Below are 26,300 nucleotides of genomic sequence, written 5' to 3' on the forward strand. Positions count from 1 at the left end.
CCAGGAATGACCCAGCAATCGATCCATGACAGGATAATGTCGCGAAACACAAATGCCGAAGCGCCGGCCACCATCGCCGCTGTACCATCGCACAACTGGTGGAAGAAGGTTACGCTTTCGCTGCTCGGCATCGCGGCGCTCGGAGCCGCGGGCTATGGTGCGACGCGCTACGGCATTTTAGACATCGTCCTTTCACCCCCTGCCGTCGCCGATACGCCGCAGCCAGGCGCCAATACTGTGGAGTCACCGTTCCGACAACATGCCAAACAGGCGGGCCTGCTTGCCTGCTCGAATGTCTTTCCCGGCCTTGGAGCGCTGCTGACAGGCGGATCACAATATGGCGTCCAGTCGATCTGGAACAACGAGACCCCGGACCATCATGCAGTCCAGGCGCTTGTCGGCATGAACTACGCCACCGAAGGATATACCGGCATCGCGGCGGGTGTCGTCGTCGCGGCGCCGACCGGTTCCGATTGCGAAGGCTCGATGGTGCGGGTAGCGCCTTTCCCCGTGCCATGCGCGGACATGCCGGCCCGGCTGCCGCAGGGCAGCAAGCTCACCAACAATCTCGCTCAGGTCAGTGTCTATGAGCTGCCGAACAATGGCGGCAATGCGATGCTGCTGCCCAGCGGAAATAGCTGCGTTGTAATTTCCGTCGCCTCTGCGGCCGGAACAAATGGAGGCAAGCAATGAGATTTCGTTTTGCCATCGGCGTCATTGGATCGCTGCTGCTGTCGACGGCCCATCTGGCCGCGGCGGACCTGATCGTGCCCGAGGTGCCGTTTCCGGATGTCGAGGAGCGCGGCATTTGGGCGGCGATCGCCTATTCCGAGGCCGATGGGGTCCATGGCTTCTTCTGGGGCGCGGACAAGCGCCAAGAGGCTTCGGACATTGCGCTCGAACATTGCGAGAACGATGGCGGCAAAGATTGCGTTGTCGTCGAGGTTTTCCGCAACCATCGCCATTGGGACGATGACGACCATACCGGCTTTCCCTACAATCATTGCGGCGCGCTCGCGGTCGCCAAGGAGAAGAAGACCACCAGGGTCTGGGGCGCGAAATCCGCTGTAACCCGCGATGAAGCCGTGGATGCCGCAATGCGTATTTGCGAAGCCGATGGCGCTAAATGCAAAATTCGCGAATGGGTTTGTACATGAGCCGGGGTCATCGTTCGGTATTACCGGTCAATCAGCATCGAGCCATTCGTTCAATTCAACCTCCGAACGCTCCAGTCCATTGTAATTGATCAGCTTGCGCATAAGGGCAACGGCAACTGCGCGCGCGCGCAGATTGAATCGCCCATCACGGCCGTCTCCGGATAATTGATAAACCCCAAGCTTCTCGTAAAGTTGCTGAAGCCGGTTTTGCACGCTACGCAGTGAAATATTGCGACGAGCGGCTATTGCCCGGTCAGTTAGTCCTAAGGCGACATCAATGAGAATTTCGTACTCGATATCATTTACGCCTTTAGCCTGACCAAGGCTTTTTTGCTGCATTCCGCGCACCTCGCGATCAATGACACATTGGGCCTCGATAAAAATGCTGCGAAGTGCCAGCTTCAGGCGTTCCTCCGATGCAGATTTGAGCACATAGCCAAAGGCAGCGCCGTCCGGAACTATGCGAGCAACACCGCGCACATAGGCTTCATCTGAATAATTGGACCAGAAAAGAATCCGCGTGTCGGGCCGCTCTTTCCAAATAGTGCGGGCTGCTTCGATGCCGTTTCTCGTCTGCATTTGAAGATCCATGACAATATGAGCTGACTTATGGTCGCGTGCCATTCTCTCGCCGATCATGCCGTTGTCAGCCTCAAAGATGGCTTTGCATTCCGGAAGGGCAGCATTGACCGCATCTCGCAGATAAGATCGATGGAGTGAGTCATCCTCAACGATTAGTATTTGCATCAAATTCTCCTTAAAATTCGCGATCAGGTACACCGGCGGTTGGCAGATGAACGACGACTCGCGTTCCCGCATTGTCCTGGTTGGGTCCGATCGAGAACTTTGCAGAAATCAGCCGGGCTCTTGTCTTCATGTTGTTGATACCACCGCCCGCGCGACGGCGCGTTTTTAGACCGCAGCCGTCATCCACGACTTCTATTGAGACGCCGTCGACCTGTTCCAGCAAGCGTACGACAATGTTATTCGCACGAGCATGGCGAATAACATTGTTGATCGCTTCCTGGGTGATGCGGAAGAGAGCGATAGAAACGGTCTGATCCAGCTGATCGATAACACCATTCGTCTCGTCGACCAGTTGCTGCCGAAGCCCGGAGCCACTGTCACGGATGGAGCGGTCCAGATGATTTTCTATAGCTTGGCTGAAACCAAAAAGCTGAAGAACCGAGGGTTTTGCCTCTTCTATAATTTGCCGCAGATCCTGCATGCTGTGCTGCAAACTTCGCGCAACCGATTCAAGTTCGTCACCGGACACGACCTGTTCGCTAGCCAGACGCTCCAACCAGCGCGCCAAGCGGGTGAGATCGGCCAATGTCTGATCATGCAAGTCCATGCCAATGCGTTGGCGCTCGCGCTCCAATGCCTCCGTAAGGTTCAGAGCGCCGAGACGCAGTGCCTCTTCCCGGACCCTTGCTTCAGCCTCCACGATCGCTGATTTTTGCGCTTGATCGGCAGCACGCAACGCAAAGAAATAGGCAGATAAAAGATCGGCGATGGATCGCGCATTGTCGACGTCTTCCATTGTATAGAAGTGTTTTTGATGGGAAGAACAGCTCAACGCTCCGATAATATCCCCTTCAACTTTGAGAGGGAGGTGGATGCGACTTCGCAACCCCTGTTCGAAGGCGGGTTGAATGAATGCGCCCTTGAAATTAAATCGTGCATCCGTCAGTGCGTCGTCGGTCAGCATAAAGGGCACCTCACCCCACAAGAGGGCGCGGATAGGGCTTTGGGAGACAAGTGCAGGCGGATGAGTTCCCCATGCCGTTTCCAGTCCGGTCTCATAGGCTGTGTGGTATTTTCCTCCATGCATAATAATGCAGACATCAAGATGATCGTGCGGGATGATATGAGCGATCTCTACTGCCACCGCGCGAATCGCGGAATGAAACTCCAGCTGACCCGCCAGCAACCGCGAAATTCCGATATAGTGATCAAGCAGTGCCGCTGGTGCCATCTTCAACATTCTGCATTCCCTCCCGAAAATGTATTCCTCCGTGGCCCACCGGCTATAGTGAACACCATATTCACTTACATAAAGCGCCAAGTCATATGAACTCGTCTTGCGTGATCCCGCATCTTTTTCGGCATATCCCGCAAAATGCCTGCCGTAAAACGCCTATACAAGCCCGACAACGTAACTCATCTTGCAGGATCAAAGGGAGAAGAATTCGACAGGAGGAGTTTCGATCAGAAGAAACGCTGATCGGGATCTGTTCGAAGAACTAGCTTAATCTGGGGAGAGAGAAATGAAAACTACCAATGTTCTTTTGGCGACGATAGCGCTCGTATGTACTGCAGTGCCAAATCTGGCAATTGCAGATACCTCGGCCAAGAAAATTGCCTTGTCAAACAATTATGCCGGCAATTCCTGGCGGCAGGCCATGCTGACGAGCTGGGCGAAAGTTGCTGGTGACGCGGCCAAAAGCGGTGTTGTTGCTGCAGCTGATCCATTCACGACTGCCGAAAATCAGGCGACGGAGCAAGCAGCACAAATTCAAAACATGATCTTGCAGGGCTACGATGCCATCGTCATCAATGCAGCATCGCCCACGGCACTAAATGGTGCCGTCAAGGAGGCATGTGATGCTGGCATCACGGTGGTTTCCTTTGATGGTATCGTAACGGAGCCGTGCGCCTGGCGCATTGCGGTAGACTTCAAGGAAATGGGTCGCAAGCAGGTCGAGTACCTTGCCAGTAAAATACCCAATGGCGGCAATCTCCTGGAAATTCGTGGTCTCGCCGGGGTTTCTGTCGATGATGAAATTTCAGCCGGGATTCACGAGGGTGTCAAACAATTCCCGCAATTCAAAATCGTTGGATCGGTGCATGGAGACTGGGCGCAGGATGTAGCCCAGCGTGCTGTTGCCGGTATTCTTCCAAGCCTGCCTGAGATCGTCGGTGTTGTCACACAAGGTGGCGACGGTTATGGAGCGGCGCAGGCATTCGAGGCCGCTAAACGCCCTACGCCTGTGATTGTCATGGGCAATCGCCAGGATGAGCTTGTCTGGTGGAAAAAACAAAAGGATGCTGGCAATTATGAAACCATGTCGGTGTCGATTGCGCCCGGTGTGTCGACATTGGCATTCTGGGTCGCGCAGCAGATACTCGATGGTAAAGAAGTCAAGAAGGAATTGACCGTACCGTTCCTCCAAATAGATCAAGACGATCTGGAAGCCAGCTTGAAAACGACCCAAGAGGGCGGTGTCGCCAATGTGGAGTATTCGCTTGAGGACGCGCAAAAGGTAATTGCGTCAACCAAATAGATTTCGTCATACGATAAAACCAGCTCTGCCTGATTTTTATATCAGGCCGAGCCTTTCGCAGTATTGAGGATTTTGCCGCGTGACGAATACTAGACCGCAAGACGCTGTGATAGAAGTGAGGGATGCCAGAGTAAGCTTTGGTGCAGTCAAAGCCCTTGATGGTGTAACGCTTGCAATTCAGCCCGGTGAATGCGTTGGGCTGATCGGCCATAACGGCGCGGGAAAATCCACCATCGTCAATGTCATTAATGGCGGTCTCACGCCGCATGAAGGACGCGTTGCGCTTGGCGGTAAGTTTATTGAAAAATATAATGTCAAGGTGGCCCGAGATCATGGGGTACGTTGCGTCTTTCAGGAACTGTCGCTTTGCCCCAACTTAACCGTTACCGAAAATACCCGCATCATGCATAGGAGCCTCGCAGGTTGGGGCTGGCGGAAAAAAGCAAGTGCTGTCGTTCGCGCAAAGCTTGATGAGATTTTCCCTGGCCACCGCATTCCCGTTGGGGCGCTTGTTGGCGATTTGACCATTGCGGAAAGACAGATGGTGGAAATCGCTACGGCTTTTTCCGAAGTGATTCAAAAGGTAAGGCTTATTATACTGGATGAACCCACGTCATCTCTTGACGCAGGGCTTGCCGCGCAATTGTTGGCATTCGTGCGCGCATTTGTCAAAACCGGTGGTTCGGTCATTTTCATATCGCATATCCTTGGCGAAATACTTTCAACCTGCGACCGGATCGTCGTTATGAAGGATGGCAAGGTGGTTGCAGCCAGACCGTCAGAAGGATGCACGGAACATAGTTTGGTCGAATCCATGGGCAGCGTGGTAAAAGGACCGTCCGCAAGGTCCATTCGAGACATCAACACCGGCGAACCTGTCCTTTCAGCGGCAAGGCGCGCAGGCAAAGGATTGCCACTCAAGGCGCATAGGGGCGAAATCATCGGATTGGCGGGCCTTGGCGGCCACGGCCAGACCGAAACTCTAATCGATATTTACCTCAAGCAGAGCGGCAATTGGGTGCGTGAGCGAGCACCAAAGGTCGCTTTTATCGCTGGGGACCGCCGCCTCAACGGTGTATTTCCTTTATGGAGCATCATCAAGAATATGTCGATCGGTCATCTGTCAGACCTTTCAACAAAGGGTTTCATCCGACGGCAGGACGAAGCTAAGCTCGTCGAAAATTGGAAATCCAAGATCGAAATACGCACCAAAAATGTGGAAAACGGCATCCTGTCGCTATCGGGAGGTAACCAGCAAAAGGTGCTGTTTGCCCGTGCTCTTGCGACACGGGCGGACGCGGTGTTGATGGATGATCCGACTCGCGGTGTCGATATCGGGACCAAGCAGGAAGTCTATTCAATCTTGCGATCGGAAGCGGACAAGGGACGTACCTTCATATGGTATTCCACTGAGATGGATGAAATCTGTCTGTGTGACCGTGTTTACGTGTTCAACAGTGGTGTGATTGTTGCAGAATTGACCGGAGATCGGGTAACGGAGAAGAATATTCTTGCTGCGTCATTCAGGAGCGCGGCAGCATGACAAATTGGTTCACACGCGACGCCATTAGACTGCTGATTCCCGCGCTGTCGCTTACCCTTCTTCTACTTGTCATCTTTTACCTGCAGCCACGTGCAATGAGTTACAATGGATTAAATCTATTGTTCAATCTTGCTGTGCCGATCGCGCTAGCCACGATTGCTCAGATGCTTATCATGACAGTCAACGACCTCGATCTTTCCATGGGCGCCTTTGTCAGTTTCGTGGCGTGCGTTGTGGCTACGTTTCTCAATACAAACCCTTTTCTCGGTATTGCCATCCTGGCCGCAGCGATTCTTGCTTATGCCGCTCTTGGTGTTCTCATTCATGTGAGAAACCTTCCTTCTATCGTGGTTACGCTTGGCATGAGCTTTGTTTGGGGTGGGTTAGCAGTTCTAATTCTGCCTGCGCCTGGTGGACAGTCACCGGTTTGGTTGCGGGCATTGATGGTTTCCAAACCGCCTTTGGTGCCCTTGGCAATTATCGCCAGTATTCTCGTTGCTGTTTGCGCCCATTTTCTCATTATGCGCTCCTCACTCGGTGTGGTCTTGCGCGGGGTGGGCGGCAATTTTCGTTCCGTTGAAAGGGCAGGTTGGTCCATTGTACGCGCTCGCGCCATTATCTATGCGCTTGCAGCCTTCTTTGCCATTCTTGCCGGCTCGGCGCTCGTGGGTCTTACAACCTCAGCCGACGCCAATATTGCCCTACGATATACATTGCTCTCAATCGCTGGCGTTATTTTGGGCGGCGGCGAGTTCGTCGGTGGCAGGGTCTCTCCAATCGGGGCCGTTATTGGCGCGCTGACATTAACTCTGGCCGGTTCATTCCTGTCTTTTCTCAGAATATCGCCGGACTGGCAGATTGGCGCGCAAGGCATGATCCTGATTATTGTTCTGGCCCTTCGATTGTTGTTCAATCGGCTTGAACGGCGAGGAAAATCCGCATGATTTCGATTAAGCTCTTGCTGGAAAAGCCATGGATATGGTCCTTCGTCGCAGCGGCAATCGTCTGGTTTGTCACTATCATGTTCACTGGTGGAGCAAGCGCATATGGGCTCTCGCAAGCCGCGCTTACCTTTGCGGCATTTTCAATTATCGTCGGCATCGGCCAGATGTTTGTCATCACGCTCGGACCAGGCAATATTGATCTCAGCGTCCCGGCAACGATGACACTTTCAGGTACGATTGCATTAAAGCTCATGGGCGGCGCGGATTCCATGGTGGTGCCGGGTTTGCTCGTCGCCGTTGCAATCGGTGTCGCTGTTGGCGTGGGTAATTATGGTCTGATCAAATTACTGCGTATTCCACCGATCATTGCTACGCTGTCGATGAGTTTTATTGTGCAGTCGACGGCAATCTGGACCAATCGCGGACTGCGGATCAAACCACCAGCGATTCTTGCTGATTTTACCACATCCATGACGCTGGGTGTTCCTAACGTTGCCTGGATTGCGCTCGGTCTTTCCATCGTTGCCTATTGGCTTTTGCAGAAGTTGATTTACGGCCGGTGGGTTTCTGCCATCGGACAGAATATACTGGCGGCCCGCATGACCGGGATCCCGGTCGACGGCGTGCGCATTGTTACCTATGTTCTATGCGCGGTCCTGGCCTCGGTATGTGGCTTCCTGCTAGCAAATTTTTCGGGTGGAGCCGCGCTCAATATGGGGTCGGAATATCTGCTGATGTCCATCGCCGTCGTCGTTATTGGTGGAACAGCAGTTGCTGGCGGAAACTCCAACGTTCCGGGCATATGGGGTGCTTCACTTTTCATGTTTCTCGTTGTTTCGATGCTCAACACCTACGGGTTTGACGCCGGCATTCGCCTGATCATGACCGGTATTATCATCATCGGCATTATCGTTCTTGCCGGTGGCCATAACTCTGAACAACGTTAAAACTGGTGTACCTGGAATGATCAATACAGCGCTTTATGAAGTTCATGATCAACGCTTTACCAGCCTTATTGTAGGTAGTGCGGTGCTTGAGGAACTGTACTCATCTTGCCGTTGGGCTGAAGGGCCAGTCTGGTTCAATGATAGCAACAGCCTTTTATGGAGCGACATCCCGAACCAACAAATGTTGCGGTGGATTCCTGAGGGTGGCGTTTCGGTTTTCCGGTCACCGTCCAATTTTACCAATGGCAATACACGGGACCGGGAAGGCCGCCTCATATCGTGCGAGCACGGCACGCGCCGTGTCACGCGCACGGAAGTGAACGGAACAATTACCGTTTTGGCCGACCGCTATCTCGGCAAGTGCCTTAATTCTCCCAATGATGTCGTTGTTCATTCGAATGGCTCTATATGGTTCAGCGATCCGACTTACGGAATACTCTCAGATTATGAGGGTTACAAATCTGAACCCGAACAATCGTCACGCAATGTTTATCGGCTCGATCCTGCGAGTGGTGACCTATCTGCCGTGGTGACAGATTTCCTCCAACCTAACGGTCTTGTTTTTTCGCCCGACGAAAGCTTGCTCTATGTGGCGGATTCCGGTGCAAGCCATACAGATGGCGCCCCAAGGCATATCCGCGTCTTCGATGTTGTGGACGGGAAGACCTTGAGCAACGGTCGCGTCTTTGCTCATATCGATAACGGCATTCCCGATGGCATCCGCGTTGATTTGAATGGGAATCTTTGGTCAAGCGCTGCTGATGGTGTTCACTGCTTTAGTAGTGACGGGACGCTGCTCGGCAAAATAAAGGTCCCACAGACAGTTTCAAACCTCACTTTCGGCGGGACGAGGCGTAATCGTTTGTTTATAACTGCAACGCAGTCGCTCTACTCAATCTATGTGACAACGACGGGCGCGCAACAGCCATAGCACGATTGAAATTGAAGATATTCAAACGGAGCTCTGTGCCGGATTTCGTTACTCCAAATCAGCAGGAGCGGTAGATCAATTTTACCGATCAACCGCACCTGACGTATGGATTCCCACGTGCTGCGTAACTCCTATTACAGGAGTAACTATCGCCGGTAGATATAGAAAATTCTGCTATTGATTCAGAATGGGGATACGATAGATCGCTCCATCACCCCACGTGGCCGTGAGCAAGGATGTACCGTCAGGTGCCACGACCAACCCGACCGGACTTCTCAGTCCATCGGCAACGACGCGTAATTTCCCTTCGGGCGATATTTCCTGAACGGTTGTTCCTCCATAGTCGACCACAAAGACACGGCCGGTCTTCGTCATTGCGACGCCAGGGCCGGGTGCGCCCAAAGCCTTACCTGTTTGAATGCGGGAACCGTCCGGGCGCACGAGCGTGATGTCACCGTCGATGTTGGAAACAACATAGCCGCCGTCCGGTGTTTGAACCGCCCCCACCGGCGTTCGCAAGCCCTCGATGATCGGCTCCAGTTGACCGTCGTCATTCACCGCGAGTATTTGATTGGTACGGCGATTGGCAATTAGAAGCTGTCCTGATCTGTCGAAGCCGATTCCGGCTGGTGTCGCAAGGCCTGTTACATATGTGCTTCGTTCTCCCGCTGGCGTGAAACGATAGATCTCGTTGCCGGAATAGGATGCAACATAGATAAATCCGTCGGGTGCGATCGTCAGCCCGGATGGACCGGAAATTCCATCAGCGAAGATTGTACGATTGCCGGCCGGGTCGACCCGGGAGACGCGTCCTGCTCCCCATTCTGCCACGAACAGGTTTCCTGTATCATCAAAAGCCATGCCGACTGGCGAACTGAACCCTTTCCAGAGCTCCACAGGTGCAGCTTTGTTTGCATAGGCGGAAGTTGCCGTTATCTGCAAAAGCAAAACAACTATGGCGAGAGGCGCCAAATAGCCAATTACAGAAGGGCGAATGAGCTTCATCATGCTGTGCGCTCCTGCGTTTTGGGGAAGCGTCGGGCGAATACTTCCTTGGCGGCGAACAACCCGTTAAGTGCTGCCGGGAAACCGGCATAGACGGCCATTTGCATGATGATTTCGGTAATTTCATCTCGGCTCAGTCCGACATTTAATCCGGCCTCGACGTGAACCTTCAATTGTGGACTGGCATTGCCCAGCGCCGTTAACGCGCCAATGGTGGCAATTTCGCGAGCGCGCAGATCAAGGCCAGGGCGGCTATATATGTCCCCGAAAGGAAATTCGAGAATATAGCGCGCAAAATCGGGGGCTATATCCGCCAAGGCAGCGATGACATTGTTTCCGGCTTCACCGTCGATCTCAGCGAGTGCGCGCTGTCCGCGTTCCAGTCGGCTTTCGCCGGCGTTCTGGGAGTGCTGTATCATGTTCCTTCATCCTCTGTTCCTTGCCGGCGTATCCGGCAATCTTGGTGTCGAGGATAAGAAGGCAGGCTTGGAGATCGGTAACGTGGACGCGAACGCGATCGCGATGCTGTTCCAACAGCTTGCAACGCTCCGCTTCTGTTTCGACACCCCGCTCCCGCAAAGCTGCGTAATGCAGCATGTCCCGGATCGTCATTCCAGTCATTTTCAAGCGACCAAGAAACTGAATCCAGATCAGGATTGTTGCGTCGTAGTCCCGTTGCTTCGATTGGTCTCTATCCGCATACGGAAGCAGCCCAATCCGCTCATAGTAACGGATAGTGTGGGTCGATAGTCCCGAACGCTTCGCCAGTTCGCCAATCTTCATTATTACCTTCTTCACCACGACGCATTGGAGGGTAGGGGTTAGAGTATACTCTAAGTCAAGCGACGAAATGAAGATTCGATAACATTGCATTCAAACAATGATTCCAGCGCGATGTGAGCTTAGTCTCCGCCCCCGAGTCTGGGGTTTGTCTTTGCACCGGAGAGATATCTTTGGCTGAGAGCAGACCTGAGCGCGCCGGTCGTACGCGTCGTCCCTTGAGGAGGGGCGACCACGCACATACTATCTTCCGGCAGCGATTGAGAAAGATTTACCAGTATCGGCGTTCAGTTCAGCCTCTACGTTCTTTTTAATCGCAATGCTTTTGGTAGTCTTGGAGTCATCAGCCATTCTTGCGGCGCGTACATATCAAGGATATCGCTCATGCCCAATCCAATTGTTGTTGGTCTCTCCGGCAACTTCAACCGCCCTTCCAAAACAAGATTGCTCGTCACAAACACCGTCAATCGGATCAGTCGGCAATATGGCCTGGCGGCTGAAATTTACGACCTGATCGATCTGGGAGACTCTCTTGGATCCGCCCGCCATGTCAGCGAGCTCAGTTCTGAAGCCGGAAAAATTCTCGACAGAATTATAGCGGCTGATATCCTTGTGGTAGGCACACCGACCTATAAGGGCAGCTATGCCGGGCTCTTTAAACATTTCGTCGATTTACTCGAGCCGCTTGCCCTGAAAGGCAAGCCAGTAGTGCTTACGGCCACTGGTGGTAGCGATCGGCATGCGCTAATCGTCGAACACCAGCTGCGACCCTTGTTTGGTTTCTTTATGGCTCATACGGTTCCGACTGGCGTCTTTGCTGTCGATCGCGACTTCCTCAATCATGAGATCATTTCAGAACATATCCACGCGCGGATCGACCAAGCGGTTGAAGAAGCACGGCCTTTTATCGGCCAATCAGTGGCCGTAACAACTCTCAGTGCGACGGGGTAGTTCTGAGCTTTCCCGTTTGAATGGAACACTGCATGGCGATCGTCGATCAATGGCCTGTTCGAGTGCGGGCCGAACGGCCATTACATTTTGTGATCGGGGTGCAATCGCGCAACGCATAACCTACCCTGTAATAAAAGCTGCCAACAGAAACACCCTGTTTGACTAGGTTTTGTTGCTGGATTTCAGTCAGTTTGTAAAATCGCTTGCTCAGAGAATCTTGCTCCAGTTCATGCCGTTTCAAGCTGATGAGGATCGCATTATTTCCCTGGAAATCTTTCGGCCGAAACCAATAATTGTACATCAGGCTATTTTTACCCAGGACGCCGCTGCCAACCGAACTTTTTATCGGGTCTTTTGACAGGCGATTATAGAAGGCGAGTTGGCTGGCAAGAAAGTATCTGTCCATGCCAATAAGGAGCACGGGTTTGCCGCTCTGATATTCAACCGCGTTTTGAATCAGTCCAACTTCATGCCCCAACTCCTGCCACGCTACGGGAAGGGTACGAATTGTCCCGATGGAATGGGTCATGGGCAATCCGATAGCCAGGTAATGCAGGCCCAACCCATAGATGACGAATGTCGAAGCTACCGTGGGAGCCCACAATCGCCGTAGCGTCACTGCAAACCGAGATCCGTCAGTAGATGGTTTGACGATTGCAGCAGAGATTGCCGGCACGATCGCGAGCCAGACTGGCCCTGTCCAGTTTAACTTGACGCTGTGAAAGAGGCTGAATGCAATGAAGACTGAAAGCGGAACCAGCGTATATGCTAAAACGAAGAAAGACCTGCGGATACTTATCAAACCCTTGCTTTTAAATCGAAATTCAAGATTTATGAGGGTGGAAATTGTCGCAACCAGCCCGAACGGAGTGAGCAGGATTGCGACGCTGCCTATCAAGGCGGGAAATGAAAAATTATACGGGCTCTCCAGCCGCCGCGTGCTCTGGAAAGCGAAGGAAACCCATTCATTTGTCGCGTTCCAAATGATCACGGGTGAGAAGAGTAGCACAGCAATAGCTGCCGCGATGTAGGGCTCTGGTCGTCGCATCCAATGCCGAGAGACAACGTCCAGGCACAGGAAGGCGAGGGTGGCAGGTCCGAGCAGAACAATCGTGTATTTGGAGAGCATTCCAAGACCAACACAGGCACCTACGCCAAACCATGCGCCACGTTTGTTACCCAAAAAAGATCGCTCCAAGAAATAAAGCGCTCCAGCCCAGGCGGCCGTAAGAGGTGCGTCGGGCATCATCATGATGCCGGTTGAAAAGAAAAACGGTAGCGTTGATATGAGAAGTAAGCTGACGAGCGCGGCAGATTTTCCAAACAGATTTCGTGTCAATAGAAAGACAAAGGTAGCTGTTGCGATCCACGCAACATAAGCGCCGATGCGTACACCAAATTCGGTGTTGCCAAATAGACTCGTGCCCAACCAGATCAACCAGGCGACCATTGGAGGGTGATCGAGATATCCAATATCTAGGTGTTGCGCATAATTCCAATAATAAGCTTCTTCCGGGATGAGATCCACAACTCCGAGGAACGTCAGTCGAAGCATAAGGGCGTATCCCACAATGCCAATGGCGGCTACGCGCCATGAGATATCCGGCGCCAAACGGGATGTAGGGGATGGGTAAACAAAGAAAGCATTGCCGAGATAGTTTACGATTGCAGCAACTCCGATAGCGAGGATTAAACCGGCTAAAGGAGGCCAATCGAGGAGGTGAACGGTGCAGGCGATGATGCCGCCTCGTAGCGAGAAAGCCAGCAGGCAGATAGCCGCGAACCGGGCAAAGCGGGTCCAATCCTGCTTCACGCTTGGAGAAAAGGCCCAACGGGAATTGAGATTATAGTTGATAATTGCAGCGGCAGCGAAACTGATCGCGTGAGACTGGCCAAGACTAAAGCCGTACGCAATCAAAACTTGGAACAGCAAGATATCTGCTGCGAACCCGATCAGCCCTACGCCTGCAAAACGCCCGGCGGTGCCAAACGAAATATTACCGCCTCCCAAGACCAGCAGACGGCGCATATAGCTGATCAAATGATTAAGGCCGATCTTCGATTGCCCTAAAGTTCGGTCATGGAAAATAATGGGTATCTCGCTAACGCGCAAAGTATGCCCGCCAGCTGCGATGACTTCCAGTCCGATTTTGAAACCCGTAGCGTCAGGATCTACCGCTAAAAGATGTTCCTTTCGAACCGCGAAAAATCCGGACATTGGATCGCTTAATTCGGTAATCGGCCAAGCTAATGCGCCGCCAAGACGTGATAAAAGCCGACGTGATCCGGGCCAGCCCGGCGTGGCTCCGCCGGACACATAACGGCTGCCAACAACCATATCGCTCGTGCCTGCTATAATTGGACCGATCATATTGGCAATCTGATCTGGCGGGTGACTGAGATCAGCATCCATTACCACAATGATGCTACCATTGGCCTGGCGTGATGCTGCCAATACGTCCCCCGCCAATCCTCGCATACCATCTCCGCAGATAAGCTTGACCGGATAGTCGGGCTCCCAAGCACGAACGCGCTCCAACGTCCCGTCTGTTGAACCGCCATCGGCGACAAGAATTTCATATATTGTATCAGCGGCAGGCTGGGAGGTAATCGCCGACAATATCAAGTCAATATTGTCGACTTCATTGAGTGTGGGAATGATAATAGAGACAGGTTGAATATGCTTCATGTTGTTTGGACTCAGTAAAGGACGGCAGACATGCTTCGTTGATCTTCGACTCCGTCACGGGAGCGATGCGAAACTTGGCGATGAGAATGATTTGACGCGGCGCGCTATTTTGATCCGAGCGGTGGCGCTGGATCTGCGCTAGATCGAGATTGCCGCGTGAAGCGCTGATATCTGCTGCGAAGTGGCTGTCTGGGATTTGTCATTTTTACTCACCATTTTTAGTCGCCACAGGGTGGCCTTTTGATGAGTATCCGGCTGGAAGCAGGCTTCTTTCGCGAGATTTTATTTAGATATATTTCATGATGTAGGGATTTGTTTCGGCCCGCAGACAGGTTTTATAGCCGAACAGTAGTTTGGTAGTCGCCAATCAGGAGGCGCCTAAAACAATTGTGTGATACCAAGATTATTTTAGCAGCAAGTGGCGACAAGTTACTGGAAGCTACGAGAAGCTTGTGTCTGATACTGTCTGATACATCGCACGCAGGCGACGTTGTTTTGAATCGAAAACATGATTCTTTTCAAGTTTTCCCGGATCACAGGGCAGACTTATGTGAGCGACCAAGCCAGACGTACTCTTATTCTTCAGAAAAATGGAACCGCCATGACCTTTGACAATATCCTGTACAATTGAAAGGCCGAGACCAAACCCACTCGTAGAACGAGCGGGACTGACTTTGAAGAACGGTTCGAACACTGTGGTTTGAAGCTCCACTGGTAACCCCGGACCATCATCCGAAACCTCGATTGCCAAAGCACCATCTCCTGATGACACAAGTGACACAACAACATGCGTGCCAAACTTGGTCCCATTGTCTACCAGGTTGGTAATGGCGCGGCTTAAAGCGCGAGGCTTGCAGAGATAGGCCAGACGGTCTGGGCCTGAATAGCTTACATTGAAGCCCACATCTGCGAAATCAGAACAGACGGTACTGAGAAGGCTGGGCAAGTCTGAGCGCAACGGCGCTTCGGAAGATACTTCCTTGCTCAGATAGGTGAGGGTTTCCCTCATCATCCCATTGATCGTGGCGATATCATTTAACATCAATTCACGCAAAGCGCCGTCTTTTGAGCGCTCGACGCGAAGCCGCAAGCGAGTGAGCGGGGTTCTGAGATCATGGCCAATGGCGCGCAGCATCCGGGTTCGGTCATTCATCATGCTGCGTAACCGGCTACGCATGTCATTCAGAGCACGGGCCAGTGCAACAACTTCTTGTGCACCGCGCTCTTCGAAAGGTCGATCAGGACCCTCTTCTGCGCTTAATACCAAAGCGGCCGCGGAAAAACGCGACAAGGGAGCGACGATCATACATCCGGCATAAAAAGCCAGAAGGATTACCGGCACCACAATTGCCAAAACTTTCAAAACAGAATTGAAACGCGTTTCCAGCGACCAGAATTCTTTCGGTTCCGGGCGGATTGCAAAGGCTAAGGATTCAGTGGGAGTTATTTTGACCAGCAGGACATTGTTCACGTCTGACGATCTCAGCGCCGTGGGAAACTTGCCTGTCAGCGCGTCGCGGACTCGCGTGCCAAGACCGTTTGTCTGATCCACGTTTGAGGCTGCTTTTTCAAACTCAGCATTGCCAACTTTTTCGACTGGTATGTCGCTGTTGGCTGTCACCTGCAAAACTATATTGCGGTTCTCGGGAGTTTTTGCTGCCAGAAACTGATTTACCACAGTTTCGATTCTGATAGCGGTTGAACGGTGATAAGGAACTGAATCATCAAACACCAGGGGCTCTGTAACGACCCCCATCGCGCAAGCAATCAAAATAGGTGCAATTGCCAGCGCGATGATCTGTCCGCGAATGGTGTCGAGATTGGACGATTGCAGCATCATACACGCTCCACTTTTGGCGTGAAAAGATAACCGGCAAGCCGGACCGTTTTGATGAGAGTAGGCTCTCGAACATTTGGCTCTATTTTTTGCCTCACCCTGCTGACATGAACGTCGATACTGCGCTCGACAGGGCCTGCAGCACCGGCATGCGTCAAACTTAAGAGTTGTTCGCGGGTAAGCACCTTGCCGGGATTCCGGCAAAATGCGAGCAGCACGTCAAATTCCGCCGTTGTCATTGAGATGTGGACCCCATTGGGATCACGTACCCGCCGCAATATCGGGTCAATCCGCCATCCTTCAAATTGCAAGGGGTCCTGTGTTTGGGGGCTGGCAGAAGTGTACGACGAGCGTCGAAGCAGGCTTTTAATCCGCGCCAGAAGTTCGCGCGAGTTGAATGGTTTGGTAATATAGTCGTCAGCGCCCAATTCAAGGCCAACGATACGATCAATATCATCACTGAGGGCCGTCAGCATTATGATGGGAGTTGTCGCCTGTGCACGCAGTCTGCGACAAATACTGAAACCGTCCTCACCGGGGAGCATGACATCCAGAATAATAAGATCGAATGATTGCTCGCGAAGCAAAATTTCCATTTCCGCAGCAGAACCCGTGGCAACAGCGTTAAAGCCATTGTCCAACAAGGTTTCTATGACCATGTTCGCAATCTCGGGGTCATCTTCCACGAGAAGCACTCTTGCAGACTGATCCAAGACTGTCACACGCATGTGAATATTCATTCCCCAGCCCCCAAAACCATAATTCGGTGTGAGGGTAAATAATGTCCCATGAATGGCGTTATGGTGTCATTCGGAGCCACATTTGGTTGCGTTGAAAATTAGGATGGAAATCATGTCGACGCGCGAGCCTCGGAACCGTGACATTGAATAATTTTGTCATCTCTGGACTAGAATTTATAGCCAAGCATCAGCATCGCTGACGGTTGGAATGCATCTTGTACGATTGGACTGTCTGCCGCGTCACCGACTAGATAACCCACGCCTATCTGCCCTTGGATGAGCCAACTTTTCTCCGTGACATAAGTAACGGAGGCTTCAAAGTCGACACGTTTGAAACCTGCGCCTGCATCATATGCGGCAAGACCCGATCGGGCTGACTGCGCTGAGGTCACCCCGAAATATGATTCCATATGATTGGCATCAGCCCAGGTCGCTGAGGCGCCAGCCGAGAAAAGGAATTGCTTATAGGAGTGCGAGACACTTGCGCCAACTGTTCCTACCAGACCATCGCTACCTCCGATTGTTTTATCGAAAGATGTAAACAGTTCAACAGGCCCTAGCTCGTACGCCAACTTTCCGCCAATTACGGCTCCGGCATCGACGTCGCCCAGCCCTTTCAGATGATCGCTGTCATCTTCCTGTCGGCCTGCCTCATATCCGATCTTTGCCGTGAAGTTAAAGTTTTGATAGCGGTAAACGTCGATGGAAATTCCGCGGGGATCGACGGTCACATGCTCGCCAAAGGTTGCTGAAAACATTGGAAAGGGCTGAACTTCAAACTCATCCGACCCTTCAAATTTCGGCGCATAGATACCACCTGCGCCGATTACAACATTCCATTTGTTAAGGCGATCCTTGACTTTCTCGAAGCGACTTGGATTGATACGTTCCGGGCTGACTTCGTCGAAGGTTTCGGCTGCTGCCTGCAGCGGACACAAGCTGATAATACCCATCACGGCGACCGAGAGTGTCAGTCGAATGTCAGAATAAACTTCTTTGGTGATTGGCATACAAAACTGCTCCTGAGATTTCAGAGGGGTATTGCCCAACTCGCGGCCGTCTGCCCTCATTCATCAGGAATACCCCATTTGGTATTTTCAGGGATTTTGTAATGTTAAGAAATGTTGCGCAAATATGGGCTTCATGTGGCAACTTTTGCAGCTCTTGAAGCCATCTTGGTGAAAAGCGACGGTAGCATAAACGGTAAAGCGCGTGCGACAGTCGCCTTCATCAGTGCAGCCATTGCGGAACTGGTGATTATCGCAATGGCCGGTTATATTACTGTGAGAGCCCGGATTTATCGTGATCCATACTGCCTGATTTGCACTGGTAATATCCCGATGCGCATGATTTGGCGGCGGGGTCGAGATTAACCTTCCTGGGAGTCCAGGAATTGTAAGTTCCGCATCCCGCAGCGATCAACGCACCTAAAATCGCTGTGGCTGTAATTAATTTTCTCATAATTGTCTCCCGATCGGCCCGCTGCCGCGATCCCGCATAACAATAGATTTGTTTGTAGTCGAGTCCGGACTTCAAGGTTGGAAGGCAAGCCTGAACCTCTCAGGCTCCTGGGAGGCAAACTTGTCAGCGAGGTTTTGGCTAATGCTGACAAGATGTGTCGGCGAATGTTTACTAGGCGATGCTCCGACGTGTGGCTACTGTTATGGGTACTCAGCCATGCGGCTACATAGATCGGGTCGAAAGGAGCAGCAAAGGCGTGGTTGTATTGAAGATATTCAGAGAATTGTTCAGTTCCTTCATTAGACAAGCGAAAGTTTGATCACGGAACTGGTCATTGCTTGAATCATTGGAAAGAGCGGAAACCCCGTGAGGCAGTCATGTTTGATTTTGTACGTGCCCGTAAGCGGATGGTCGATGCGGATATCGCGGGCCGAGATATAAGTTCACATCATGTGTTGCAGGCCATGCAAAAAGTCCCACGCGAGGAATTCGTAGACGCTTGGCTTAAGGAAAGCGCCTATGAAGATAGGCCGTTACCGATTGCGGAGGGACAAACGATCTCGCAGCCATACATCGTTGCGTTGATGCTTGAGGCTGCCAACATCAAGCCGGAAAGCCGCGTGCTCGAGATTGGCGCCGGCTCAGGATATGCTGCCGCAGTTATGAGTAGAATTGCGGAACAGGTCTACACAATAGAACGGCATGCGGTGTTGGGCGAGGCAGCCCGAAAGTGCTTCAAAAAACTTGGCTATAGCAATATTCAGCTCAGAATTGATGATGGGACAAAAGGGTGGCCAGAAGCTAGGCCGTTCGATGCGATAATTGTTGCAGCCAGCGGACAGAGAGCGCCACAAGCCTTGAAAGAACAATTGAAGATAGGCGGCAGACTCATCATTCCGCTCGGCGGCGAATTTCAGCCTCAGGAGCTTGTTAGGATGACCCGTATCAGCTTCGATCAATTCGAAGAAGAGTCTCTTGGGGCTGTCAGGTTCGTGCCGCTATTGGGAGAGCAGGATAGACCGAAAGCACCGTGACGTGAAGCAGACCCGTGCATGCGCGCATCCTTGGGAATTCTATAATGCAAGTGAACGGCCCGAATTAGGAATACCCGGAATGCTGAATCGAACGCGTCGCGGGAACTTGTTACAACCGGTCAACGTTCACATATCACTTCCATTGTATGCGAGCGCCGAATGTCGAAACCTGATGATAGTCCCCTTAAACAATCCCATATGCCCCTCAAACATGGCGCGAGTATATTACCCTCAGTAAAAATCGACAGTTATAATCTTCGCATCCGCGATAAAGACGGATTTATTGGCGACAAAGCAAACAAGGCGGCGTTTTTGGAGAAAGTTGATTACTGGCGCAAACATGTTGACGGTCATGCAGCCGCAAAGCGGCTCAAAATGTCGGACATCTCCAAAACCGATATCGATAAGATACTCGCCGGTGACGACAAATTAGCTCAGGCGATCGTCTGGTCCGCCATTCATGATTTCGCAATCGACTTGTCCGATGTAATCAACCGGTTTCTCAAGGAGAAAAAATGGGAAAAAACCGAACGGATTGCCGTTGGAGGGGGGCTTAGCGAAAGTGCAGCCGGACAATTTGCCATTGCCGAAGCGATGCTGCGACTAAATTCCTTGGGTAGGAAAATCGAATTGAGACCGATCGAACATCTGCCTGACGAGGCGGGCCTGATTGGTGCCGTCCATCTCGTGCCTGCGTGGATGCTGAAGGGTCACGACGCCATGGTTGGTGTCGACATAGGAGGTACAAATATCAGAGCAGGAATAGTCACATGGGAGACGCGAAAGAAAAGCCCGAACATCGCGAAAGCAGAGGTTTGGAAGATGGACCTCTGGCGGCATGGTGACGAAGAACCATCCCGTGGCAAAGCACTAAAGCGTTTGGTTAAAATGATAAAGGCTTTACTGGAGGATGCTGAAAAAGAGAAAATTATTGTCGCTCCCATTATTGGAATTGCTTGCCCTGGACTCATCGAAAGCGATGGGTCCATCACCTCGGGCGGTCAAAATCTGCCGGGTAACTGGGAGGGAGAATCTTTCAACTTGGCGCGGGAAATTACCAGTTCGATTCCAGCAATCCAGGGCAAGGACACGTTCGTGGTAATCCATAATGATGCAGTCGTTCAGGGGCTTTCCCAGATACCGTTCATGAAGGATGTCCGCCATTGGGGAATCCTGACGATTGGAACGGGGCTTGGCAATGCAAAATTCACGCACAACCCATGATCAATTCAAGTTCGGTTTGCCTGCAAAAGCTTGGCCTGGATTTCATGCCCAAGGGAGAGCTCTTCGGAAGATAAGGCTGCCGGTGTTGCAGCAAGATGCCAACCTAGTGCCAGGTCGACCACCATCGCCATGCTCTCGAGATCGGAGCGACTGAGTGGGATGGAGCGCTCAGCACTACCGTCACCGATTATGGGCAGCAGCTTAAGCGCTCGAATATGTCGAGGATCGTCGCTGCTGGCGAGCCGATGTGCTGCTTCAGTATATAATCTTTTGAGCAAGACGTACTGCGCTTGGTCCAAATTCAATACAGGCATGAAGTCCTCCACTTCATCCAACGAACAAGACAATCTAATGTTCCGTACTCGCTGTCGCTGGCTATTGCAGTGGTAAGTCCGATCTATCGTAGTGGTCGTTTACGGGCGTTGATGCTTCAGCCTCGTAGATGTTATCCCGCTATGTCTATGGCTGAAAGCCCGTCACGCTCCTGTGTCAGTTTCACTTGCTGAAACCGGTCTGGATTCGGGCGATTTTATGTGGGAACTGCGAGTTCTAATTCATCCAGAGCCCTCCATATAGAGCAGCTTCATCGGACTTATCGCAAATCAGTACCAGTGGCGTACCGCAGGAAAAGCCTCTCGTTGCGAAAAGGGGAGGATCGGCGCTGTTTGGGTTGCGCTGACACCCAATGGAGATTGTCTGCTTTAACCCAACTGAGAACAGCGAGTGCACTTCCGGTTGCACGACGGCACATGTCGCGATGACATAAGTGGGTGCGTTCGATTGCAACAACGTGATATCCCGCCGAGACTGTAAATTTCCCGCTTGGCCGGTCATATGCCAATGCTATCAAGAGGCGCCCATGCAGTTGCATGGGCGCCTCTGATTTTACTGCGATATGTACACAACTTTGCGATCTTTGGTCGATACGATTATCGGCCGTTTATCGACATAGACGTAACTATAGTCTGGGGCATCCGGAATGGGTACAAGCTCGACATCCTCTGGAATAGCGGCGCCCATAGTCAGGTCTTCTTCAACCACGATGGGGTCGGTCGGATGTGCGATCACATAATCACGCGCAGTCTGGGGCACTTCCACAATAACCGTATCTTGCGCAAATAGCGGACTGGTACTCAACAGCAAGGCAGAAATCGTTACTATAATTGTGCGTTTCATGGTCTTCCTCCTTTTGCTCTCCCTTCGAATTGGAAAACAACCCACGTGAGGGAAGGTTCCACCTGTCGGAACGCGGCAGGAGGTTGACGTCGTACGACTATGAAAGTTCAGTAAGAGTCGTTAGGTGCTGTGCAATATTCGGGCGGCTTTGACGGCAGCAGTGGCACGGTTTTCGACACCCATCTTGATATAGACTTGTTCCAGGTGTTTGTTGACAGTCCTGGCGCTCAATCCGAGAATATCACCAATGTCTCGATTTGATTTGCCCTTTGCAATCCATAAAAGAACTTCAGCTTCCCGTGCAGTCAATCCGAAGTGCTGGCGCAGCAGTTCCTCTGGGCTGGCCTGATTGGCGAGGGTTAGTCGGAACAAATATTCATCAGAGGTGAGGGCACCAAGATAGCTCAACTGCAGTCCCCCTTGCTCTCCGGGGATTGTAATGGGGTTGCCGTCTTTGTGACTTTGTTGCCTGGTCAGCCATGCCGCGACGCTCACCGAAAGTGCCTTATAACCGGCTTGTGTGCTGCCCATGGTCAGCTCTATCAGGTGGTTTGCCTGTGGTGTGGACCAGCGCAGTTGACCATCTTTTCCGATTGCAAGAAGGTGGCGACCGGCGGCATCCAGTGCTATGCGCGCATTTTGGGCGGCGCGAGCATTGGCAAGGTGAACTCTGATTCTTGCCTGTAGTTCATCAATATTGATCGGCTTTGTCAGATAGTCCACCCCACCAGACTCAAGTGCATGGACGATGTGCTGGGTCTCGGAAAGACCTGTCATGAAAATAACCGGCACCTGGGTAACCGAAGCTGTGGTTTTGATTCGGGTGCAGGTTTCAAACCCGTCCATCTCCGGCATTATCGCATCCATCAAGATGATATCGGGTGTTATCCGCTCGACAACATTGAGTGCGGCGTGCCCCGACGTTGCAATCAAAACAGAAAAACCCGATTGCTCCAGCGCGTCCGTCAGAAACCCAAGGGTTTGCGGCGAGTCGTCGACAATCAGAACAATATCGCGCGGATTGGTTGGCTCACTCACCTCTGATCGCCTCTTCCTGATTTTCGAATGTGCGAAGGAAACGGTCATATCCTGCCAGATCGAACATCTGAACGAATTGCCCCAGTGCCTCGGTAAACGCCCGGTTGTCTTCGATTTTTGCCAACTCGGCAATCTTTGTCTCAATGCCGCGGATGTACCCAATCTCGCCAAGATTGATCAATTCACGCACATGCGTTTCACCGGGACTGACCAGTTTACGCGGTTTGAGCGATGGGGGCGATGTCGCATCAGCGTAAACCCACTCCAGGCCCAGAAGCTGTGCGATCTTGTTTTGAAGCTGCCGAAGGTCAAAAGGTTTTGCGAGTGTGTCATTGTGGCCAGTTGGCCCGCCTGTGGGCGCTGCATCGCCTATATTGGCTGAAAGCATAATAATTGGCGAAAGCTCGCCAGCTTCACGCAGTCGTCTTACCAATTGCCACCCATCCATTTGCGGCATGGAAATATCAATCAGGAACAGGTCAGGAACGACCCCCTCGATAAGGGTAAGGCATTCTGGTCCGCTGGCGGCAGTTAACACGATGAAATCGAGGGGAACGAGAATCTCTCGCACCAATTCGCGATGATCTTCATTATCGTCGACAACAACGATGGTGCGCCGCTGCCCGGCGTAGCTGCGAATTTTTCGCGGCAAGGGCTGCTGTTGATGCGAGTGTGTTATGGCAGAAAGCATTAGCCTGATCTTGAACGTAGATCCTTGCCCATAGGTACTGGAAACCAAAATCTCGCCGCCCAACGTTTCGGTTAACAGACGGGTGATTGTGAGCCCAAGGCCGAGGCCTGGCATTGGTTGAATGTTCTCGGCTTCTCCTCGCTGAAAAGGCTCGAAGATACGCGGAAGATCTGAATCTGAAATTCCTCGACCGGTATCCAAAATCGTAAATGTTGCGACCTGACTGCGGTAGGTCACATCGAATAGGACACTGCCGCTTGTCGTAAATTTGATCGCATTGGACAAGAGATTAACGAGGATTTGCCGAAGGCGTTTTTCGTCCGTCCGGACATAGGGCGGCAAATTGCTTGAACGTTTATGCTTGAAGATGAGTTGTTTGGCATCGGCCTGTGGTTGAAACATCTGCACGATCTGGTCCAGAAAGTCGCTAAGATTGATCTCGTTGGAAAAGACCTGCAACCGGCCGGCTTCGATGCGTGAGATGTCGAGTAGTCCGTCAATGAGGCCTGACAAATGATCGGCGCTTCGCTTGATAACGCGAATTGCGGACTGGCGTGGAGCAGGGATTGTTTCGTCTCGTTCCAGTATTTGTGCGTAGCCAAGCACGGCGTTCAAGGGGGTCCGCAGTTCGTGACTCAGACCGATCACATACCTGCTTTTTGCGCGATTGGCGGCCTCGGCCGCGTCCTTTGCGTCCTGAAGAGCGGCGTCCGTTTTCTTATGAGCGGCTATTTCCTTTAACAGAAGGGTATTCTGACGCGAAGACTCTTCCTCGGCAACAACACGGCTGTCATGTGCCAGCACATAGAACCAACAGGCAATTCCTGTTACGACTGCAAATACAAAAAATACGATCAACAGCGTTCGATCTACAACGCCCGACGTTTCAGATGGCCCTCCCGCCTGATGGGCTATCATGGTGAGAATTATGCCGATTGCCGTTAGAGCGATGATAACAGAGATTCCGTACCGTCCCAGTCGCGATGCAAGTGCCTGGATGATGCGTTGCGGCAAAAAAGAGCGAGCCACGATAGCGACCTGTGCGTTGAAATTTGCGTTAGGTTTGCACATGTCGTGGCAGCGGCTGTCGAGGGAGCAGCAAAGCGAGCAGATCGGAGCGCTATAGGCGGGACACCAAGCCATGTCCTCAGGTTCAAAATCGTGCTCGCAAATCGAGCATTTGAGTGTCTCCAGTGTTTTCCAAGCCCGCCGAGGCTTCCGCACCAGATAGTATTTTCCCTTGGTCTGCCACGCGAGCAGTGGCGAGACAATGAAAGCTACAACAAGCGCTATGAATGGTGCGAGCGCGGAGGCCATTTCACCGAAGAAACCGAAATGCGCGATCAGCGATATCATTGTCGCCGCAGCCATCGTTCCCAGGCCCACCGGGTTAATATCGTAAAGATGAGCACGCTTGAATTCTATGCCGGGCGGGGCCAGTCCTAGTCTTTTATTGACAAAAAGGTCAGCAGATATGGCGCAAAGCCAAGCCATGGCAATAAGCGAAAAAATACCTAAGGTTTCTTCGAGCAATCTGTAGATGCCAAGTTCCATCAGCAAAAGCGCAATTGCAACATTGAACAGCAGCCAAACCACGCGACCGGGATGACTATGCGTAAGCCGGGAAAAGAAGTTCGACCAGGCCAATGAACCCGCATAGGCGTTCATCACGTTGATTTTAAGCTGCGATACCACCACAAAACCAACCATCAGCATCATCGCTAAAGTATCGGAATGCGTGACGTAACCGAATGCGGTCAGATACATTTGTGAAGGGTCTGACGCGCGATCGACCGACACGCCGCTGCTAAGTGTGAGTACCACGAGAAACGATCCGGCGAGAAGTTTCGGGGCACCGACTAGGACCCAGCCCGGACCGGCAAGAAATACCGCAATGCGATGTCGCAGTTTTCGCTGCCCTTTGGGCGGCAAAAAGCGCAGAAAGTCAACTTGCTCGCCGATTTGAGCCATCAGAGCCAAGATTACTGCACTGGCTGCACCGAACTGCGCCAGCACAAAAGGGGCGCTTGTTCCAGGAATTGCGACCGGCACGTCGACACCTGAAAAAGCCCGCCAAAGATCAAATTTTTTCCAATCCACGAAAGCAATTACGACGAAAGGGAGGATGTTCAATATGATCCAGAAAGGTTGTGTAATCAGCTGAAACTTGCTGATCATCCGAACGCCGTAGGTGACTAGAGGAACCACAACCACGGCGCTGATAATATACCCAATCCACAAAGGAATTCCGAAAGCCAACTCCAGAGCACCGGACATGATCGACGCTTCGATAGCAAAGAGCAGGAAGGTGAACGTTGCATATATCAAAGAGGTGATTGTTGATCCGATGTAACCAAAGCTTGCCCCACGGGTCAGAAGGTCGATATCGACACCGTGGCGGATGGCGTAACGGCTTATTGGCAGCCCCACACAAAGCATGACGAGGCAGGCAACAGCGATCGCAGCTACAGCATTGGTGGTGCCGTAGGATAACGTGACGGCGCCGCCGATAGCCTCCAGCGCGAGAAATGAAATCGCGCCAATTGCTGTTTGGGCAATGCGTTGCGATGAATAACGGCGAGCGCTCTTCGCAGTAAAGCGAAGGGCGTAATCTTCCAAGGTCTGATCCGCTACCCAGCGATTATAGTCGCGTCTGATAGGAACGATGCGTTGGCGCGCAACCATTCGCCCTGTTTTCCCCGTGCAATGGTCCGACGTGTAAATCCTAGCGCCGACCGGATGGTGTTTTTCTTACTTAAACACCGGATGCGATACGGAAGAAAGCACTGATCTGCCAACTTAGGTCATCGTCTCTACGTCGTTTAACGTATGTGGGATCGTTGTTGGCTAGCGGATAGTCCCTAA

Annotated in this window: 24 protein-coding genes; 10 read left to right on the forward strand and 14 right to left on the reverse strand. The window is 52.1% G+C overall.

The genetic code is table 11. The features are described from left to right. Window positions 1-6 precede the first annotated feature (6 nt). Window positions 7-693, forward strand: coding sequence for a hypothetical protein (locus ACTJI9_RS16880; RefSeq protein ID WP_440809509.1), 687 nt, complete (start codon window positions 7-9; stop codon window positions 691-693). Further along, a complete protein-coding gene (locus ACTJI9_RS16885) occupies window positions 690-1,157 on the forward strand; it encodes a DUF4189 domain-containing protein (protein WP_440809511.1) in 468 nt (155 codons plus the stop codon). Before ACTJI9_RS16880 ends, ACTJI9_RS16885 begins: the two co-directional genes overlap by 4 nt. 27 nt (window positions 1,158-1,184) lie before the next feature. On the opposite strand, the gene ACTJI9_RS16890 is transcribed toward ACTJI9_RS16885, so the two are convergent. Then, window positions 1,185-1,904, reverse strand: coding sequence for a response regulator transcription factor (locus ACTJI9_RS16890; protein WP_440809514.1), 720 nt, complete (start codon window positions 1,902-1,904; stop codon window positions 1,185-1,187). 10 nt (window positions 1,905-1,914) lie between these two features. Then, the gene (locus tag ACTJI9_RS16895) at window positions 1,915-3,144 is read right to left on the reverse strand and encodes a GAF domain-containing sensor histidine kinase (protein ID WP_440809518.1); all 1,230 of its coding nucleotides are present in this window, start codon (window positions 3,142-3,144) and stop codon (window positions 1,915-1,917) included. Between the two features lie 283 nt (window positions 3,145-3,427). Between ACTJI9_RS16895 and ACTJI9_RS16900 the strand changes: the two genes are divergently transcribed. The 5 genes from ACTJI9_RS16900 to ACTJI9_RS16920 all read left to right on the forward strand — a co-directional run bounded on the left by ACTJI9_RS16900 (window position 3,428) and on the right by ACTJI9_RS16920 (window position 8,809). Then, complete coding sequence (locus ACTJI9_RS16900; RefSeq protein ID WP_115054912.1) at window positions 3,428-4,444, forward strand: substrate-binding domain-containing protein; 1,017 nt, start codon at window positions 3,428-3,430, stop codon at window positions 4,442-4,444. Window positions 4,445-4,523: 79 nt separating this feature from the next. Continuing rightward, window positions 4,524-5,987: a sugar ABC transporter ATP-binding protein gene (locus ACTJI9_RS16905; RefSeq protein ID WP_440809522.1), complete on the forward strand. Its 1,464-nt coding sequence runs from the start codon at window positions 4,524-4,526 to the stop codon at window positions 5,985-5,987. Continuing rightward, window positions 5,984-6,931, forward strand: a complete 948-nt coding sequence (locus ACTJI9_RS16910; RefSeq protein WP_115054914.1) for an ABC transporter permease — start codon at window positions 5,984-5,986, stop codon at window positions 6,929-6,931. Before ACTJI9_RS16905 ends, ACTJI9_RS16910 begins: the two co-directional genes overlap by 4 nt. Further along, on the forward strand, window positions 6,928-7,878 hold the full coding sequence (locus tag ACTJI9_RS16915; protein ID WP_440809524.1) for an ABC transporter permease: 951 nt from the start codon (window positions 6,928-6,930) through the stop codon (window positions 7,876-7,878). Before ACTJI9_RS16910 ends, ACTJI9_RS16915 begins: the two co-directional genes overlap by 4 nt. A 16-nt stretch (window positions 7,879-7,894) precedes the next feature. Next, the gene (locus ACTJI9_RS16920) at window positions 7,895-8,809 is read left to right on the forward strand and encodes an SMP-30/gluconolactonase/LRE family protein (RefSeq protein WP_440809527.1); all 915 of its coding nucleotides are present in this window, start codon (window positions 7,895-7,897) and stop codon (window positions 8,807-8,809) included. Between the two features lie 174 nt (window positions 8,810-8,983). Here the strand turns inward: ACTJI9_RS16920 and ACTJI9_RS16925 are convergent, their stop codons facing one another. The 3 genes from ACTJI9_RS16925 to ACTJI9_RS16935 are packed head-to-tail and all read right to left on the reverse strand — an operon-like array spanning window position 8,984 to window position 10,597. Continuing rightward, window positions 8,984-9,817, reverse strand: coding sequence for an NHL repeat-containing protein (locus ACTJI9_RS16925; protein WP_440809530.1), 834 nt, complete (start codon window positions 9,815-9,817; stop codon window positions 8,984-8,986). Beyond that, on the reverse strand, window positions 9,814-10,233 hold the full coding sequence (locus tag ACTJI9_RS16930) for a carboxymuconolactone decarboxylase family protein (protein ID WP_337353367.1): 420 nt from the start codon (window positions 10,231-10,233) through the stop codon (window positions 9,814-9,816). Before ACTJI9_RS16930 ends, ACTJI9_RS16925 begins: the two co-directional genes overlap by 4 nt. Continuing rightward, the gene (locus tag ACTJI9_RS16935) at window positions 10,169-10,597 is read right to left on the reverse strand and encodes a MerR family transcriptional regulator (protein WP_336441410.1); all 429 of its coding nucleotides are present in this window, start codon (window positions 10,595-10,597) and stop codon (window positions 10,169-10,171) included. The genes ACTJI9_RS16930 and ACTJI9_RS16935 overlap by 65 nt, the downstream gene beginning before the upstream one ends. A gap of 381 nt (window positions 10,598-10,978) precedes the next feature. Here ACTJI9_RS16935 and msuE point away from each other — a divergent pair, with 381 nt between their 5' ends. Then, on the forward strand, window positions 10,979-11,545 hold the full coding sequence (gene msuE / locus ACTJI9_RS16940; protein ID WP_440809534.1) for an FMN reductase: 567 nt from the start codon (window positions 10,979-10,981) through the stop codon (window positions 11,543-11,545). Window positions 11,546-11,591: 46 nt separating this feature from the next. Here msuE and ACTJI9_RS16945 read toward each other — a convergent pair whose 3' ends face one another. The 4 genes from ACTJI9_RS16945 to ACTJI9_RS16960 all read right to left on the reverse strand — a co-directional run bounded on the left by ACTJI9_RS16945 (window position 11,592) and on the right by ACTJI9_RS16960 (window position 17,821). Then, a complete protein-coding gene (locus tag ACTJI9_RS16945; protein WP_440809537.1) occupies window positions 11,592-14,234 on the reverse strand; it encodes a glycosyltransferase family 39 protein in 2,643 nt (880 codons plus the stop codon). A 439-nt stretch (window positions 14,235-14,673) separates the two neighbouring features. Then, entirely contained in the window at window positions 14,674-16,074 is a 1,401-nt protein-coding gene (locus ACTJI9_RS16950) for an ATP-binding protein (RefSeq protein ID WP_440809539.1), read from the reverse strand. Beyond that, window positions 16,071-16,811, reverse strand: coding sequence for a response regulator (locus tag ACTJI9_RS16955; protein ID WP_440809542.1), 741 nt, complete (start codon window positions 16,809-16,811; stop codon window positions 16,071-16,073). The genes ACTJI9_RS16950 and ACTJI9_RS16955 overlap by 4 nt, the downstream gene beginning before the upstream one ends. A 167-nt stretch (window positions 16,812-16,978) precedes the next feature. After that, a complete protein-coding gene (locus ACTJI9_RS16960) occupies window positions 16,979-17,821 on the reverse strand; it encodes a MipA/OmpV family protein (RefSeq protein ID WP_354346470.1) in 843 nt (280 codons plus the stop codon). 828 nt (window positions 17,822-18,649) lie between these two features. Here ACTJI9_RS16960 and ACTJI9_RS16965 point away from each other — a divergent pair. Both ACTJI9_RS16965 and ACTJI9_RS16970 read left to right on the forward strand, forming a co-directional pair. Further along, window positions 18,650-19,306 carry a protein-L-isoaspartate(D-aspartate) O-methyltransferase gene (locus ACTJI9_RS16965; protein ID WP_440809545.1) on the forward strand — a complete coding sequence of 219 codons (657 nt, stop codon included), beginning with the start codon at window positions 18,650-18,652 and terminating at the stop codon, window positions 19,304-19,306. A gap of 159 nt (window positions 19,307-19,465) precedes the next feature. Continuing rightward, window positions 19,466-20,530 carry an ROK family protein gene (locus tag ACTJI9_RS16970; RefSeq protein WP_440809548.1) on the forward strand — a complete coding sequence of 355 codons (1,065 nt, stop codon included), beginning with the start codon at window positions 19,466-19,468 and terminating at the stop codon, window positions 20,528-20,530. A gap of 5 nt (window positions 20,531-20,535) precedes the next feature. Here the strand turns inward: ACTJI9_RS16970 and ACTJI9_RS16975 are convergent, their stop codons facing one another. From ACTJI9_RS16975 to ACTJI9_RS16995, 5 genes are all read right to left on the reverse strand, one after another. Beyond that, the gene (locus ACTJI9_RS16975) at window positions 20,536-20,844 is read right to left on the reverse strand and encodes a hypothetical protein (RefSeq protein ID WP_440809551.1); all 309 of its coding nucleotides are present in this window, start codon (window positions 20,842-20,844) and stop codon (window positions 20,536-20,538) included. 278 nt (window positions 20,845-21,122) lie between these two features. Beyond that, entirely contained in the window at window positions 21,123-21,401 is a 279-nt protein-coding gene (locus tag ACTJI9_RS16980) for a GFA family protein (RefSeq protein WP_440809553.1), read from the reverse strand. Window positions 21,402-21,415: 14 nt separating this feature from the next. After that, window positions 21,416-21,706, reverse strand: a complete 291-nt coding sequence (locus ACTJI9_RS16985) for a DUF1236 domain-containing protein (RefSeq protein ID WP_440809556.1) — start codon at window positions 21,704-21,706, stop codon at window positions 21,416-21,418. Between the two features lie 120 nt (window positions 21,707-21,826). After that, window positions 21,827-22,744 (reverse strand): response regulator, encoded by a 918-nt coding sequence (locus ACTJI9_RS16990; RefSeq protein ID WP_115054930.1) that lies wholly within the window; start codon window positions 22,742-22,744, stop codon window positions 21,827-21,829. Continuing rightward, window positions 22,737-26,120 (reverse strand): hybrid sensor histidine kinase/response regulator, encoded by a 3,384-nt coding sequence (locus ACTJI9_RS16995; RefSeq protein WP_440809558.1) that lies wholly within the window; start codon window positions 26,118-26,120, stop codon window positions 22,737-22,739. Before ACTJI9_RS16995 ends, ACTJI9_RS16990 begins: the two co-directional genes overlap by 8 nt. Window positions 26,121-26,300: the final 180 nt, after the last annotated feature.

The sequence above is a fragment of the Phyllobacterium sp. 22552 genome, assembly GCF_052044585.1.
In the GTDB taxonomy this organism is placed as follows: domain Bacteria; phylum Pseudomonadota; class Alphaproteobacteria; order Rhizobiales; family Rhizobiaceae; genus Phyllobacterium; species Phyllobacterium ifriqiyense.